The 16096-nt window shown below is 55.6% G+C and carries 14 protein-coding genes and 2 pseudogenes; 12 read left to right on the forward strand and 4 right to left on the reverse strand.

Annotated elements, in window-relative coordinates; all coding sequences use genetic code 11:
* The first annotated feature begins 70 nt into the window (after positions 1–70).
* Positions 71–2287: a sensor histidine kinase gene (locus ACN0SC_RS05605; RefSeq protein WP_417248683.1), complete on the forward strand. Its 2217-nt coding sequence runs from the start codon at positions 71–73 to the stop codon at positions 2285–2287.
* On the opposite strand, the gene ACN0SC_RS05610 is transcribed toward ACN0SC_RS05605, so the two are convergent.
* Positions 2284–2928, reverse strand: coding sequence for a response regulator (locus ACN0SC_RS05610; RefSeq protein ID WP_417248684.1), 645 nt, complete (start codon positions 2926–2928; stop codon positions 2284–2286). The genes ACN0SC_RS05605 and ACN0SC_RS05610 overlap by 4 nt on opposite strands.
* 166 nt (positions 2929–3094) lie before the next feature.
* Between ACN0SC_RS05610 and ACN0SC_RS05615 the strand changes: the two genes are divergently transcribed.
* From ACN0SC_RS05615 to ACN0SC_RS05625, 3 genes are all read left to right on the forward strand, one after another.
* On the forward strand, positions 3095–3958 hold the full coding sequence (locus tag ACN0SC_RS05615) for a hypothetical protein (protein ID WP_417248685.1): 864 nt from the start codon (positions 3095–3097) through the stop codon (positions 3956–3958).
* Between the two features lie 58 nt (positions 3959–4016).
* Positions 4017–5291, forward strand: a complete 1275-nt coding sequence (locus ACN0SC_RS05620) for a surface lipoprotein assembly modifier (RefSeq protein WP_417248686.1) — start codon at positions 4017–4019, stop codon at positions 5289–5291.
* A gap of 92 nt (positions 5292–5383) precedes the next feature.
* Entirely contained in the window at positions 5384–6070 is a 687-nt protein-coding gene (locus tag ACN0SC_RS05625) for a hypothetical protein (RefSeq protein WP_417248687.1), read from the forward strand.
* Positions 6071–6449: 379 nt separating this feature from the next.
* Here ACN0SC_RS05625 and ACN0SC_RS05630 read toward each other — a convergent pair.
* The 3 genes and pseudogenes from ACN0SC_RS05630 to ACN0SC_RS05640 all read right to left on the reverse strand — a co-directional run bounded on the left by ACN0SC_RS05630 (position 6450) and on the right by ACN0SC_RS05640 (position 8302).
* Positions 6450–7215, reverse strand: a pseudogene (locus ACN0SC_RS05630) (integrase core domain-containing protein).
* Positions 7197–7361, reverse strand: a pseudogene (locus ACN0SC_RS05635) (helix-turn-helix domain-containing protein); the annotation flags it as partial. The pseudogenes ACN0SC_RS05635 and ACN0SC_RS05630, both read right to left, overlap by 19 nt.
* 56 nt (positions 7362–7417) lie before the next feature.
* On the reverse strand, positions 7418–8302 hold the full coding sequence (locus ACN0SC_RS05640) for a LysR family transcriptional regulator (protein ID WP_417248688.1): 885 nt from the start codon (positions 8300–8302) through the stop codon (positions 7418–7420).
* 137 nt (positions 8303–8439) lie between these two features.
* Between ACN0SC_RS05640 and ACN0SC_RS05645 the strand changes: the two genes are divergently transcribed.
* From ACN0SC_RS05645 to ACN0SC_RS05680, 8 genes are all read left to right on the forward strand, one after another.
* Positions 8440–8856, forward strand: coding sequence for a RidA family protein (locus tag ACN0SC_RS05645; RefSeq protein ID WP_417248689.1), 417 nt, complete (start codon positions 8440–8442; stop codon positions 8854–8856).
* Positions 8856–9326 (forward strand): RidA family protein, encoded by a 471-nt coding sequence (locus ACN0SC_RS05650; protein WP_417248690.1) that lies wholly within the window; start codon positions 8856–8858, stop codon positions 9324–9326. Before ACN0SC_RS05645 ends, ACN0SC_RS05650 begins: the two co-directional genes overlap by 1 nt.
* Positions 9327–9399: 73 nt before the next feature.
* Positions 9400–10386, forward strand: coding sequence for a TAXI family TRAP transporter solute-binding subunit (locus tag ACN0SC_RS05655; protein WP_417248691.1), 987 nt, complete (start codon positions 9400–9402; stop codon positions 10384–10386).
* Between the two features lie 24 nt (positions 10387–10410).
* Complete coding sequence (locus tag ACN0SC_RS05660; RefSeq protein ID WP_417248692.1) at positions 10411–12369, forward strand: TRAP transporter permease; 1959 nt, start codon at positions 10411–10413, stop codon at positions 12367–12369.
* 19 nt (positions 12370–12388) lie between these two features.
* Positions 12389–13243, forward strand: a complete 855-nt coding sequence (locus ACN0SC_RS05665; RefSeq protein ID WP_417248693.1) for a fumarylacetoacetate hydrolase family protein — start codon at positions 12389–12391, stop codon at positions 13241–13243.
* Positions 13200–14456 (forward strand): L-2-hydroxyglutarate oxidase, encoded by a 1257-nt coding sequence (gene lhgO / locus ACN0SC_RS05670; protein WP_417248694.1) that lies wholly within the window; start codon positions 13200–13202, stop codon positions 14454–14456. Before ACN0SC_RS05665 ends, lhgO begins: the two co-directional genes overlap by 44 nt.
* Positions 14457–15224, forward strand: coding sequence for an SDR family NAD(P)-dependent oxidoreductase (locus ACN0SC_RS05675; RefSeq protein WP_417248695.1), 768 nt, complete (start codon positions 14457–14459; stop codon positions 15222–15224).
* Between the two features lie 103 nt (positions 15225–15327).
* A complete protein-coding gene (locus ACN0SC_RS05680) occupies positions 15328–15999 on the forward strand; it encodes a glutathione S-transferase family protein (RefSeq protein ID WP_417248696.1) in 672 nt (223 codons plus the stop codon).
* The last annotated feature ends 97 nt before the right edge of the window (positions 16000–16096 follow it).

Here is a 16096-nt window from a genome sequence, read left to right on the forward strand (position 1 = left end):
TTTCCGAGTTCTGCGAAGAGTTCTTATACGTGGTGCGTCTCTGAACGCTGCTGCCGATGCAGGGCATTCAATGCGTTTCCTTAGTCCATTGGCCCTCGCCGTTTCTGTGATGCTCGGCGTCTTGGTCAGCGCGATCATCGTGCTTTGGCTGGCGGTGTCGCAGCCGTCTCTTGGGCTGGATTTTTCGATCCCCGATGGAGGCAGGGGCTTGGTCATCCCGGCTGTCGATGATCCTGAACTGGCGGCGCTGTCGGGTGCGCGATTGGTTGCAATCGGTGCTCAGGGTGAGCCTCCCATTGCCATCACTGGCAAAACCCTCCTCGAAGAGCCTGACAAGCTCAATGACGGTGCGCTGATCCGTGGCTTTCGCGAGGTACAGGGGCGTATCCACTCGCTTTTGTCCAATAGCGCCGTGGTTCTCTATTGGAGCCGCGATGGCCGAGAGGGCGAAACGACCGTCGAAGTATATCCGACGCGCCCCGTCACCGACCTTCCCTTAGGATTCTGGGCGCAGCTCGTGACGGGAGCTGCGGGCGTGATGATCGGCGGATGGATCTGGGCGCAGAACCCGAAGCGGTTAAGCCACATCTTTCTGTTCCTGACAGGGATCGGGCTACAGGTGTCCGCCTTTTCCGCGGCACTCTATAGCGGCCGCGAGTTGGCGCTTTCCGCGCGGTCATATGAGGTGCTTGCGCCGCTGAATGCGGGGGGGGCGCTGTTGTTCGGGGCGGGACTTGTCGGACTGTTCTTGCGGTATCCACGACCGCTTGCGCCCGCTTGGGCGAGTTGGCTGCCGCTGCCGTTGCTTTGTCTCCCGCTTGCGCGCGAGATCGTAGTGGGGGGTGGCAATTCGGTCATCTATTTGCATGGGCCGATAGTCGTGGCACTGACGGCGATCCTGATTTCTCTGGTGGCGCAGTGGATTGTGGCACGCCAAGACCCTGTTTCGCGAGCGGCGCTGAAAGTCATCGCACTTGGCGTCGTTATGGGCGCGGGGGGATTCGTTGTGACGACGACACTTCCTGCGCTCCTGGGGCTGAACTCCCACGTTTCCCAAGCGCATTCGTTCCTGCTTTTCTTATTGGTTTTCGGCGGTGTAGCCCTCGCGGTGCGTCGATATCGGTTCTTTGACCTTGAGCAGTGGTCTTACAAGCTGATGTTCTATATCGGCGGCGCGCTCGTCTTGATCCTGTTGGATGCTTTTTTGGTCTTTGCGCTGTCGGTGGAGCGCCAGCCCGCGTTTGGCGTCGCGCTTTTGGTGGTGACGCTCGGATACTTGCCGTTGCGCGACACGTTGAAAGATTGGGTGTTCAAGGGGCGCAAGGACAATCTGCCGCTCACACATCTCGTTCGGGCGGCGGACGGGATTGCCCTGACACGCGATCGGCACAAGCAGGAAGACCTGTGGCGCGATCTGTTGCAGCGCGAGTTTTCTGCGCTATCCGTTGACCCCGCAACACCATCGGGTGCAACGGTCGCCCTTGTCGAGGATGAGGGCGCGGCGATGATCATTCCTGCGGTCCCGCCCTTGGCTGAGGTGCGACTGCGCTGGAAAGATCTGGGGCGGCGCTTGTTTTCCTCGCGTGATGCCGAAAAGGCGCAGGATATCGTAACGATCCTGACGCAGATGGTCGAGGCGCGGCAGGCATTTGTTGCTGGGATGAACGAGGAGCGCGAACGGATTACGCGCGATATGCATGACAATATCGGCATCCGATTAACCACGGCGCTCAGTCAGTCCGATGTCGCAAACAAGAACGATCTAATCCGGGAAACCTTCTCCGACATTCGGAAAATACTCAGTCACAGCGACAATGGCACGCCCTCGTTGGGGGATATTCTGGCCGATCTGCGTGTCGAACTTACCGGATACCTCGATGCGCAGGGGATCGCATTCGACTGGCCCCTTCACGATCATAGCGACCAATGCCCGTCCCCGGGTGTGGCACATGCACTGCGGTCCATGTTGCGTGAGAGCGTCCACAACGCCGCGCGTCATTCGGGGGCGGATTGCGTGCAGGTCGGAATTGAGATTGGCGACGCGGATTTTCGCGTTTCAGTGAGCGATACAGGGCGAGGTCATGGGGCCTCTGGTGCGGTGGAGGTTCCATCTATAGGCGAGGGCGGGAACGGGCTTGCAAATCTGCGTCGACGCGTTGCCGATGTCGGAGGGCAGGTGGCAATCACACAGCACGAGGGTCAGGGCTTTACCATCATCGCGACCCTGCCGTTTACCGCACGGTACAGTGGAAATGAGCACTCGGATGACGCGGTATCGCGTGACTAAAGCAGTCCAAGCCGCGCGGCATGTATCGCCGCCTCGGCGCGGTTGGAGATTCCGAGCTTGCGGTAGATGTTCTTGATATGGGTGGCCACAGTACTGTCGGCCACGCCGATCTGGTCCGAGACCTCAGGGATACGTAGCCCGCGTGCGATCAAGGATAGAACCTCGCTCTCACGCGCGGTTAGCCGCTCGTCTGTGTCAAACGCAGGCGCGGTGCGGCGGAAATGCTCCATAATACGCCGCGCAATCGAGGGAGACAGGACGGGCACACCCGTGATGATCTGCTCCATGTGAAGTTTCCACAAGGCTGGCGGATCGGTCTTGAGCAGGTAGCCAGAGGCCCCCGCGGCCAAAGCGCTGACCACGGCCGCGTCAGTGGCCATGACCGTGACGATGATGCAGATCGTATCGGGGCTTACGCGCGCGGACTCGCGTAAAAACTCATGGCCTTCGCCATCGGGCAGGTTGAGGTCAACCAGCGCAAGATCGAAGGTGCTTTTGCGCAATGTGGTCTTGGCCGCATGAATAGTGCCCGCTTCCGTCACTTCGGCAGTCGGAAAACACGAATGCACCAGTTCGACGAGATTGGCGCGCATCTCGGCGTTATCTTCAATAATGAGGATATTGCGGATTTCCTCCGACACTTTGGCTTCCTTTTGCTCCCGTATCCTGAGGGTCAGAATAGTTCGTTGCGCCGACAATCCTCTCCCCTGAACAGAGGATATTCCTGTCTGAACCCGTTCGCTAGTCATTGGATAGTTTTTCTAAGCGCGGTGCTGTTTGTGCGCGCTCTCAAAGGGATTGGGGACCATGACACTATCCAAAACACATATTCTCGCCGCGCTTGTCGCTGCCACTGCACTTTCCGGCTGTTTGTCATCGGGTGGGGGTGTCACGACACCGCCTTCCGCAGGGGGGAGCACGGGTGGCGGCTCGACGGGCGGTGGCAGCACAGGTGGCGGTTCGACCGGTGGTGGCTCGACAGGTGGCGGTAGCACTGGCGGCGGCTCAACAGGAGGCGGCTCGACGGGCGGCAGCACTGGCGGTGGTTCTACGGGTGGTGGCAGCACGGGCGGGATAACCGTTGCAGAGTTCGACGCGGAACTCGACCGCATCAAAGCAGTGAGTAATTCTCCGTCGCTCCCGAACGCGATGACGGCGCGCTATGAAGGTGCGGTTAAGATGACAGGCGCCGATTTCTCAAGCGGCCTGCGCACCTACGAAATCCTCGGGGATCTCGCGCTTGATCTTGACTACACAACGGGCGGTGGCGTCGGCAATATGACATCCGTCACAAGTGTGGCAGACGCTTGGACGGGCGGGGTCAGCAACCTGCGCGGGACTGTGACAACCGCCGGAATTGGCGGCTCGACAACCGATGATCTGAACATATCGGGCCGTTTGGATGTGCAACCCCAAGGATCGGGGTACAACAATAGTGTGGTCTACAGCTACCCGCTGGCCCGCATGAATGCGTTTATGGATGCATCGGGCATGGTCCTTGAGGGCAAGAATGTCTCGGGCGTCGTCGGTTTGGTGGGGACCTTCAAAGGCGACGATCAAGAGTATATCGATATGAGCAACGGCATCAATGCTCCGCTGACCATTGATGATGGTGGCGGCGCCTCGCATCAGGTTAACTTGTTGGGCGGTGGCTACGCTGAAAAGCAATAAGATGCATTCCCTTAGACGAGGATTGAAATGGCGCGGGCTCCTGAGGACAGGGGCCCGCGTGGCGTGTTTGTGCGCGATTTTGGTCGGTGGCACAGCGGCAGCGCAGGCGCTCTCGCCACCTGAAGCCGTGCGCAATCTGGTGCTCGCGGGTGACTTGCAGGGGGCGCAGGCCGTATTGCAATCATGGTCGCCCCAGACCCGCGATGAGGAAGCGCAGCGCTTGTGGCTTCTTGCTGTGGTGCATCGCGAAGCGGGGCAGCCCGCGCAGGCCTTGGCCGCCTTGGAGGATCTCGTGGCCCGCCGTCCTGATGTCGCGCGGTTTCGCCTTGAACTGGCTGATACGCTCGTAAAACTCGGACAACGCGAGCGGGCGGCGTATCACTATGATTTGGCACGGGGCGGGCAGTTGAATGCCGTGCAACGCGATCATGCCGCAGCGCAGGCGCGCAGCATGGACAGGCCAAGCCCGTGGTCGGGCTCCTTCAGTATCGCGGTGGTGCCGTCCTCCAACCCCACGCGCAAAACGCAAGAAGAGACCATTGATCTCGGCTTCGGCTCGGCACCGCTTGATCCCTCGTCGCGCGCCAATCCCGCTACGGGCGTGGAGATCCAAGGCGGGTTGGCCTATGCCCATCAGGTCTCGGATACCCTACAGATGCAGGTCGGTCTGAATGTTGACGGCACGTTTTATGATGGCGCAACACCCGATGACGTGACGGGCATTGTGGACGCGAGCGCCATTGCCCTACTGGGGCCGAACACGCTTCTCAAGGCCAGCGTGAGCTATCAAGAGCGCTACATTGACGGCGCTTTCTATTCGCGTGGACAGGGGTTTGCCTTGCATACGATCACGCGACAAGGGGCATCGGGCCGTCTCGGATTCGGGGTCGCCGTCACGGATCTCACCCATCCGACATGGCCCGGGGGCGACGGTTTGCGGTCAGTTGGATACCTCAGCTATACGCACGCGCTGTCATCGACCACGAGCCTGCGGGGATCGTTGAAATACGAGCGCACGGATGCCACCAGCCCTGAAGTCGCGGCGACCGCTTGGGAGGTCGGCCTCGGCGCAAGCCATGTGTTCGCGGGCGGGTTGACGATTGACGGGGATCTACGGGTCAAAACCAGCACCAATGACGGGCCGCATGGGCTCTTTGGTGTGGTGGAGCATACACGGCGAGATACGCTAACGGTTCAGATGCGCCATAGCGAAATATCATGGGGCGGTTTCGCACCCTATGTCGAGTTTGTTGCCGAACGTCAGCACTCCAACATCCCCGTCAGCACATACGATGCCTTTGATGTGGGCTTCGGCCTGACGCGGCAGTTTTAAGTCTCGCACTCCCTTATTCGGGGGAGAGACAGGCAGGGGGTCACACGGCATTTTGCAACCACCAGATTGGGGAAACAACGGTGGAGAAAACCATGCCTTATTCCAACTTGCCGCGCCTCGGAGCCGCTCTTCTTGTTTGCACTGCCATTGCGGGGTGTAACACAACCACAAGCGGCGGCGCCGTTGGTGGCGGAGGAAGCGGCGCGGGGGGCGGAGGCTCTTCGAGCTATCAGGCGAATTTCGATCGGGTGACGGGGATCGCGCCGACGTCCGACATGCCGACGTCAATCGACGCCAAGTATCAGGGTCAGTTGATGGTGGAGGTTACCGATACGCAAGAGATCGTCGGCAAGGTCATCGCAGATCTCGATATTGACGTGAACTGGGCCAGTGGTCAGGTGAACGATCCCCTGTCGGGCGGTGCCTCAAACGTCAAGGTGAGCGATGGCCAAGGCGGCGCCTATCAGGACGTGGCGGGCACCTTGAGCGTGAAGTCCTCGGGCAACCTCATAAGCCGCAACGAGATTCCGGAAAGCAACATCGGAGGGCATAACATTCCCGCAACGCAAACGGGGTCGTTTGTTGCGGGGCTTGAAGGTGATCTGACCTTTGATGGGGAGGTCGTGGGGACCGATGTGGCGCTTGTCGGCAACTTCCTCGGCTCTGGCGGCAATGCGGTTGCCGGTTCGGTCTCGGGTGGTCTCACGGATAAAGACGGCGGCGGTAACCCGACGCTCTTTGACGGTACCGTCGGCGGCTCGTTCTATCTCGAGCAGTGATCCGCGTGTGATGTGGCGCGGGGCGGTTTGGCTGTTTCTGCGCCCTGCCCAGACGCGCTGCGCGTCAGCATTGGGTTTCTGTCTGGCCGACGCCTCTATGGCTGGGAGACAAGATGGAAACCCGACAGCTGCGAATGCGACAACAAGCGGCGCGGTCGAGACCTTGATACCTGAAAGCACTGGCAAGTTTTGGGACGCCAACTGGTCTTCTGGCGATGTCGAAGCGCCCTCGGTGCGCGTGGGATATCGCATCCCGCGTTTGTCATGACAGCTGCTGTAACGTGCGCTCCCCTGACCGAAAGCCGAAACAGAGCAAGAGAAGTGGCCACGGAGTTTTGGACCAGTGTAACCTGGACAAGCTCTCGGGACACTTGCGGTGTTACTGTAGCTTGTCTCTGAGAGCTTCGTAAGGGGGCTTGCCGATGTGTGCGCCGTGCGGTCTGGCGAAGTTGTAAAACCGTTCCCATTTGTTGAGTTTGGCCTCGAGATCGACGTCACCTTTGTAGCTGAGTAGCTGATAGAATTCCTGCTGATCAGATCGGTGGGATCGTTCGACTTTATCGTTGAGCTGAGGTGTGCCTCGTTTGATGTAGGCGTGTCTGATGCCGAGATCTTCGACATGCCAATGGAACTTGGCTTGGAACTCATAACCGTTGTCTGTTCGAACCTCGCGAATACGGAATGGGAACTTTTCGATGATGTGGTCAATGAAGTCGATGGCGTTTGCTTGAGTGTGTCTCTCGTAGATCTTAAGGGCGCGAACTCTGGTCGCATCGTCGATCGCGGTGTATTGGAAACGACGAACCTTTTTGCCGCCTTTTCCTCTGAAATTCAAAAACTTAACGTCCACTTGAATGTGATGCCCTGGTACCTCCTTTTGATAGCGTTTGGTGTGCAGCTTACGCATTCGTGTGCCTCTGGGCTGCCGGTTAAGACCGTTGCGTTTGAGAATACGGTAGACACCGGCATCTGAGATTCTGATTCAGTGATAGCGCGCCAAATACCAGACGACCCTGATTGGCCCGAGGTGATATTTGCGGCGCAGATATGGGACCTTTTCTACGATCTCTGGCGGCGTTTGGTTGGCTGGATTCTTTGGAATAGATTTGGCGTTCTTCAAGCCAGCTTCGCCATGCTTTTGATATGCTTCACGCCATCTATAAAAACTTGACCTGCCTATCCCGAAATATCGACAGGCCTTGCGGACATTGCCGATCTTCTCGGCGTGTTGGAGCACTTTAAGCTTGCGTTGAATGTCGCGTTCTTCGTTCGTCATAAATACTTCCTCCATCCCAAATCAGGGAGTTTAAAGGAAGTGTCCCGAGAGTCCGTACATATCTACACAGCTCAAAAGTCTTCTTCTAGGGAGCCGAGAAGCATTTTGACAGGCGGCGCTAAAATTCGTGTGCGCTTAACGCAGAGTTCAGTCATGTAGCCGCTTTTGTCTATTTCGGTAATAGGAAGAGCCTTGAAATTCACTGACGGACTTCTGTCCAGTGCCTTCGAGTGTGGCAAAATACCGAGTAGACCAGTGGTCTCTATCATGCGGCGTATGAGTTCCAAAGAATTCGATTCGAAAGCGATTTTGAGCTGGACGCCTGCGCGATCACTTTCGTCTTCGATTAGTCGGCGAATTCCAAAACCTGTGCTTGGTAGGATCGATGGGAATTTTGCGATCTGCTTAAGTGTGACATGATCTTCACATGAAAGTGGGTGATCTCGGGGTACAACCGCAGCTAGATGTCCGGGCCGCCGTTTTACAATATTTAGTTCTGGGCGATCCGATATACCGAAAGTAATGCCAATGTCTGCAGTTTCTGAAAGCAGGGCTTCGACCACTTGCTGTGCATCAAGGATTTCGATTGCTACTTGCACCAATGGGAAGCGGACAAAAAATCTAGCGCAGTTCTCGGCGAAGATGGTATTGGCTACACCTTCAACCGATGCCACTCGAACATGCCCGCGCTGTAAGTCGTTCAGGTCATCAATGTCTGACTTTACCTGGGAGATGCTGTTGAAGATGCCTCGCACCCGAATAGCGAGTAATTCTCCTGCCTCGGTTAGCCGTACACCTCGAACGCTACGTTCAAACAACTGTGCGCCTAGATCATACTCTAAGTTTTGAATTTGGCGGCTGATTGCTGAAGCCGCTACGTTTAACTTGTCTGCAGCTCGACGAAAAGATCCACAGCGGTTCACTTCGTCAAAGTACTTAAGAGCCTGAAGATTCATCGGATTTCCTGCATAGTATAGATGACACTTTGTGTGGGTGGTCTAATTTTGGCAACGATTTTGTGCCAAAAATATTCTTTTTTTTAGGGCAAGTCTAAGGTCTAGTCGATGGTGAAACGGAAAAGGTCCCGGTTGGGATGGAATTGGTGAAAGAAAAGGTCGAGATGTCCAAAAAAACCGTCTTCTGCGATAAGGTTGCAACTCCCCGCGCGCCGCATGGTCACGCTGCCAAGGTTGGCAATCTTGTATTTGTCTCTGGCACGACTCCGTTCGAAAAGGACCGCAGTATTGCGGTTGGCAATTTCCCTGCGCAGATGCGCCAGACTATGACAAATGTGTCCAATATTCTCGAAGAGGTAGGCTCTTCGCTCGACAAAGTGGTGAAGGTCAACGTTTTCCTCGACCGCATTTCGGACTTCCAAGAAATGAATGAGATTTATAAAGAGTTTTTTGGAACAGATCCGAGTGTTTGGCCCGCTCGTACGACCGTGCAGGCACGGCTTCCAGTAAAGGACTTTCTTCTTGAAATCGAATGCGTGGCTGAGGTCGAGTGATGCGCATTGAGAACCGCCTTAAGGAGTTAGGGATCTCTCTTCCCAATCCGCCGATCGTCAAGGCTGCACCGCATTTGGTGCCCGCTGTCCTGACTGGCAACTTATTGTTCTGCCAAGGGGCAATTGGCCATACGAACGGAGTGTTCCCTTATACTGGTAAGGTGGGCGGTGAAGTGACCGAAGAGCAGGCGCGTGAATCTGCACGGCTTTGCGCGATCAATCATTTGGCGCAGGCAAAGGCTGTTATCGGCGACTTGGATCGCATTACCAAGGTTGTGCAGCTTATCTGCTACACAAACGGCGTACCAGGATTCGAGCGCGCTCCATATGTCACAAACGGCGCTTCTGATCTTTTGGTCGACGTCTTTGGCCCCGAAATAGCTGCAATGGCGCGTGTTAGCCTCAGTGTTCCCGATCTCATTTACACAGCCCCTTGTGAAACGGTCTGCCTGTTCGAAGTGGAGACTTGATCAGCGCCGAGCGCACTATTGTTTGCCGATAAAATAAAAAACTGAAATCAAACACCAACGGGAAAGGAAAATCATGAGACTTGGAGTAACTATCCTAACTGGCGCAACTCTCTCTTGCGCAATCGGCACTGGAGTAATGGCGCAGGAGGAAGCGAGTCTTTCGCTCGCTGGGGCGCAATCCTCGGCTTACGTGTTGGGGGGCGGATTGGCGGAAGTTGTGAACGCATCAAGCGATCTGGTTTCTCTGTCAGCTCAGACGTCCCAAGGGTTCAGCGCAAACGTTCGTCTGGTAAATGCGGGCGATGCAGATTTTGGCCTCGCGGCTGCTCCGAGTTTTTACGAAGCACTGCGCGGCATCGGCGAATTCAAGGAACCTCATGGCAATATCCGCGCGGTCACTGGCGTTTGGCCGGCGATGCTGCATTGCGTAGCTTACGAAAGCACAGGCATTGACAGTGTTTCCGATCTGGCGGGCAAGCGAGTAAGCCTTGGCCTTCCCGCGACTAGTGGTGCGGTTGTGACCGAAGCTCTGTTGCAGGCCGCGGGTGTTTGGGATGATATTCGCCCGATCTTTCAGAACCCGAGCCAGAGCGCGGATGGCATGCGTGACGGGCGCATTGATGTCATGTGCGCCAACAGTGGCGGTCCATTTCCTGCTTTCGTAGGACTGGCCAGCGGAGGGACATTGGAACTCATCCCTTGGGACGCCGAAACTTTGGAAGCCGCTGCGGAGATGATCCCTGGGCGTAGTGTTGGCGTGATACCTGCTGATACCTACGACTGGCAAGCCGAAGATGCGCTTTCGATCGGGCACTGGACCTTCCTGTTTGCGAACGAGAACGTGCCATCCGAGATCGTAACGGATATTCTCGACATTATGCTTTCGGATGAAGGGCGTGAGACGCTCTTGACCTACGGTAGTGGTTGGAACGCGATTCCGGACAATCCTCTGACTGACACGTTGAGCACTGTCGGCTTACCGCTCCATGACGGTGCAGTGGCCTACTGGGAGGCTCATGGCGTTGAAATCCCCGTGATTGAAAACGCTGCAGACGAGTAACGCAATTAGCGGGCGCCATCACGAATGGCGCTCGCGAAACTCACAAGAGGTACTCAGTTGTCCGCGATTGAACAAACCATGAAGCCATCCATCTGGCGTCGGATTTTTGCGCCGGATATGCCTCCTCAAAGATCTCTGACGGGAATAGTAAAATGGCTGGTATTCGCTGTCAGCGTAGCATTCTCACTTTTTTATATTTTTGCGGCCTTCCGTTACGTTGACGTGTCTATTTTCTTGTCAGCCTTTATCGGGTTTACGGGATTTCTGACCTTTCTCATATTCCCGGCGTCGTCGCGGTCATCACAATGTCGCCCGAGCCTGCTGGACTGGGGCCTTTCGCTGACCACCATCGCCTTTTCGGTCTATTATGTTATTTCTTATATGGATCGCCTGATGAATGCAGGTGGCAGCATCGGTAAGGTCGAAGCCGGTTTTAGCCTCGCGGCAGTTATTGTGTGCCTAGAAATGTGTCGACGGATGCTGGGCCCGATCTTGCCGACCATCGCTTTGGTCCTAGTTGCGTATAATCTATGGGGGCCATACTTTCCCGACATCATCGCTCATGAAGGCATAGCGCCGGAGCGGTTCTTTAGCTACGCCTTTAGCGAAGAGGGGATATTTGGGGTCGTTACCTCAACGTTTGCGACCTATGTCTTTCTATTCATTGTCTTTGGCACGTTCATGCAATCCTCGGCCATTGGACAATTGTTTATTGACCTAGCTTTCTCGCTCTTTGGACATAAACCTGGAGGGGCGGGGAAGGTCGCCGTTGTAGCGTCGGGCCTTATCGGAAGCGTCCTCGGCAGTGGAGCTGGCAACGTTGTCGTCACTGGATCGATCACAATTCCGCTGATGATGCGCCATGGTTTCAAGCCGAAGGTCGCTGGTGGGATTGAGAGTGTTGCATCGCTTGGCGGCCACCTCATGCCTCCGATTATGGGGGGGACGGCGTTTGTCGTCGCGGCGTTTACTCGGACCGATTATGGCACAATTCTCCTAGTCTCGTTGGTGCCTGCGATATTGTATTACCTGTCGCTGTTTATGACCGTGCATTTCCATGCCATCCGAAACGACATTGGCGGTCTCCCTAAGGATGAGCTGCCAAAGTTCTGGGAAGTGTTGCGTAAGGGCTGGTTCCTATTGACCCCGGTTATGCTGCTGATCGGGATGCTTATTGCGGGGTATTCAGCTTACTACACTGCGGTCATATCAACTGTGGCCATCATTCTGGTGAAGTTTGTCAGTGACCCGCGCTCATTCAGAGTTTTCTGGATTTTCGAGACTTTGGCTGCAGCGGCAAGAAGCTCCCTGATGGTTGGCGTGACAGGCGGAATTATGGGGGTGGTACTCGCGGGGATGCTGCTTCCAGGGTTGGTTCTGAAGTTTTCGTCTCTCATCCTGTCTTTCTCGATGGGCTACCTACCGTTGCTGATCCTGTTGATCATTCTGGTGAGCTACCTATTCGGCATGGGGATGACGGTGCTTGCTTCGTACATTGTACTGTCGATCGTAGCCCAGCCCGCGATGTTGGAATTTGGCATTCCGCTTTTGACAATCCACATGATGCTGCTGTGGATCAGTCAAGATGCGTCGATTACTCCACCATTTTGTATCAATTCTTTCGTCGCGGCAAATATCGCGGGTGCGAACCCGATGCAGACGGGCATGGTTTCGGTATACCTTGGAAAGCCGCTGTACATCATTCCGGTGCTGTTTGTTTACACGCCGATGTTGATGGATGGGCCTTGGGCGGAAGTTCTTGCTACCTGGGTCAGTAGCGCGTTCGGCTTTGTCGCGCTTGCTGCGGCGCTGGAGGGTGTCATACGACGAAACGTGACGTCTTTACAAAGGATTGCTCTGTTTGTCTCGGCAGTTCTCCTGTTCTGGCCAGGGTTCGTCACGGATGCGGTAGGGGCATTGTTGCTCGCGGGTATCTATGCATTGCAACGGCTTCCCGAAGCCGGGGCGCGACACGCCGACTAATCAATTCACGGAGACTGTTATGAAACTATTGCGCATTGGCGAGCCAGGGCGAGAAAAGCCCGCTATTCTGACCGACACTGGCGATTACGTCGATATCTCGTCGATTATTCCTGATATTTCTGGCGATAGGCTCGAACCCGAGAGTTTGGCACGCATCACGGCGGCAGATCTGTCGAAACTTCCTGTCCTGTCGCCCGATAGTCGAATTGGTCCTTGCGTTGGGGGCGTCGGAAAATTTCTCTGCATCGGCTTGAACTATTTTGGTCATGCAAAGGAAACCGGCCTCGCTGTGCCCGAGGAGCCAGTATTGTTCCACAAGGCGACGACCGCCATATCTGGATCTAATGACCCAATCCAGATACCCAAGGGCTCCACCGCCACTGATTACGAAGTTGAGTTGGGCATCGTAATTGGCCGGACCGCTAAATATGTCTCTGAAGAGAACGCATCGGACTACATTGCTGGTTTTTGCGTGGTCAACGACGTGTCCGAACGCAACTTCCAGAAATTTCGGGGGGGGCAGTGGACGAAAGGTAAGTCCGCGGACAGCTTTGGTCCAATCGGTCCTTGGCTTGTCACCAAAGATGAGGTCGGTGATCCTACCAGTCTTGATCTTTGGCTCGAGGTGAATGGAGAACGGCGGCAAACGGCATCGACCTCTGACCTGATCTTCAAGCCGGATTTCATTGTCCATCATCTGTCGCAGTTTATGACTTTGGCTCCTGGGGATGTGATCGCGACAGGAACACCTGCGGGAATCGGATCCGCCATGAAGCCAGAGCCGAAGTTCCTAGCTCCTGGCGACGAGGTGGTTTTGGAAATCACAGGTCTTGGGCGACAGTGCCAAACTGTTCGGGCCTATGATGGCTCATAAAATGTCACCTTCCTCGATTGATCTATGTGTCGTTGGCGGTGGCCTTGTTGGCCTTGCAACGGCAATGAAATTTTTGGAGGCAAATCCAGGACGCAGTGCTTTGGTTCTCGAAAAAGAGGACGCGCCTGCGCGCCACCAGTCAGGCCGCAACAGCGGGGTCATACACGCGGGTGTCTACTACACACCAGGAAGCGTGAAGGCGCGACTGTGTCGACAGGGCCTTGTCGAGACCAAGGCTTTTTGTACGAAGCATGATGTTGAGTGGAGCGAATGTGGCAAATTGATTGTCGCAACCAATGCGCAAGAGCAGGCACGTCTGGATGCACTGTATGTCCGTGGGCGGGAAAATGGTGTGCCGCTTCGCCAAGTCAGTGCAGGCGAATTACGCGAGCAAGAACCGCATGTGCGCGGCCTTGGCGCGATCCTGAGCCCTGAAACGGGGATCGCGGACTATCCGGGCATGGCTAAAGCGATGATCCAGCGGATATCCTCATTGGGGGGCGAGGTGCGCTTCAATAGACCCGTTATCGCAATCCGTGAGGAGGCGGACGTGGTCGGGATTGAAACTCCAGACGAAACGATTAAGGCCGCCCAGATCGTTGCTTGCGGCGGGCTTCAAGCTGACCGATTGGCGCGGATGGCTGGGTTGCGCCCTGATTTTCATATTGTGCCTTTTCGTGGCGAGTACTTTCAACTCGCTCCAGAACACAGCGATATTGTGAAAAGCCTAATATACCCCGCTCCCGATCCGATGCTGCCTTTCCTCGGAGTCCATTTGACGCTGATGATTGACGGATCGGTAACGGTCGGCCCGAATGCGCGCGTCGCCTTCGCGCGCGAAGGGTATGGGAAATTCTCGGTCAATCTACGAGATGCCGCTGATTTCGTTGGGTTTCCTGGGTTTTGGCGCTTTGTTGGGAAACATACGGGAGCCGCCATGCACGAAATGCGCATATCGCTTATGAAGGCAGCCTACCTGCGGGAAGTGCAAAAGTACTGTCCTGAACTGACGATATCCGACCTGAAACCATATCGCGCTGGACACCGCGCGCAGGCCGTTGACGCCAAAGGGCAGGCTATTGATGACTTTCATTTCCTTGAGACGGCGCGGATGCTCCATGTCTGCAACGCTCCGTCACCTGCGGCCACATCGAGCCTCCCTATCGGAGCTTTTGTCGCCGCCAAGATCACTTCTGCAGCGGAGGGCCTGTGAATGACCTATCAGAAGGACATGAACCTTGAGGGGAAAGCAGCCATCGTCTTTGGTGCAAGCCGTGGGCTTGGGCAGGCTATTTCGATCGGGTTGGCCGAGGCGGGTGCAGATATCGCTGGCGTCGCGCGTTCGATAGAGGCTCTTGCGGCAACGGAGGTCGAAGTAACAAAGGTAGGGCGCCGTTTTGAGCCAATTTCCTGTGAGGCGACAAACTCTGTCAGCGTCAATGATGCTGCGTCCCATACAGAGGCGCTTTTTGGCAAGATAGATATACTTGTGAACTGTGTTGGCGGAGCATTGGCGCGGCCGATTCAGGCGATGACAGACCGCGATTGGCAAAACGCACTGGAATTGAACCTCTCAACCGTTTTCTATGCCTGCCGTGCTGTTGCGCCGATCATGCAGCGTGGGGGTGGTGGTTCAATCATAAACATCGCCTCAACCGCTGGGCACAGAGGGCGCCCTGGAATTGCCAGCTATTCTGCCAGCAAGGCGGCTGTGATCAATCTGACGAAAGCTATGGCGGTGGAATGGGCGGATCAAGGTATCCGCGCCAATTGCATCAGCCCAGGCCGGTTCTTGACCGATGCGACGGCGGCACGCATGAACGATCCCTTGCAGTATGAAGAATTCGTTAAGCTCGTGCCGCTTCGGCGGATCGGACAACCAGATGAGATGAAAGCGGCCGCAGTCTGGCTGGCGAGTGATGCCTCTGCATTTGCAACGGGAACCGAATTGGTTCTCGATGGAGGGCAAACGCTCAAATAACCTAAGTAAGACCTTCACATACTGTGGGGCCTTCCACTTTTTATATTCTGACAAAGCAGGAAAATCGAGCCTGAAATGGCCGTATTGTGCGGGGAAGCAGTCGATGAGAAATATAACCTTATACTCGTATCCAGGCGCTTGTTCACGCGTTACAATGTGTGCTTTGGAGGAAGCGGGGCTGGCATATGATACCTGCTGGATAGATGTCACAAGTCAAGAACAACACTCGAAGGAATACCTTGCGCTAAACCGCAAAGCCAAGGTTCCCGCGTTGGTCGTGGGCGGCCAAACACTGACTGAAAACGCTGCCATCCTACAATACATCCACCAAATTTCCCCTGATGCGGGACTGTTACCAACCACAGGATCAGCACTCCTTGATGCACAGCTTGTTAGCGATCTAATGTGGTGTGGCGGGACGCTTCATCCGATGGTTCGCCAAATTCGCGCACCACAAAAATGGACGGTAGAGGCCGATGCGGCGTCTGGTATTTGTGCTGATGGGATGGCAAAACTAGCGTACGAAAGCGCCTATATTGATGCTCGCATTGCGACCTCAAAATGGTGGTATGGTGATAAGTGGTCCATTGTAGATGTTTATCTATATTGGGTGACAAGCACTGCTGGGAGATCGGGTTTCTCTCTTAGCGCCTTTCCCGCCATAAGAGAGCACGCAGCCCGCGTGAGGGAGCGACCATCTTTCCAAAGGACTGTGGCTCATGAGGCGCTCGCCGCAAAACGGGCGGGAATCCCGGTGGATCCTTCAAGTTTCTGAAGTTTTTGGCTAGAGGCTATCGCGTACATCTTGCCAAATCTGAAGGCAGCGGTTGCTGGACAGATTTGAGGATTTGAATAGGGGAGGATTTCTGGTT

Source organism: Celeribacter sp., assembly GCF_048261515.1.
Classification (GTDB): domain Bacteria; phylum Pseudomonadota; class Alphaproteobacteria; order Rhodobacterales; family Rhodobacteraceae; genus Celeribacter.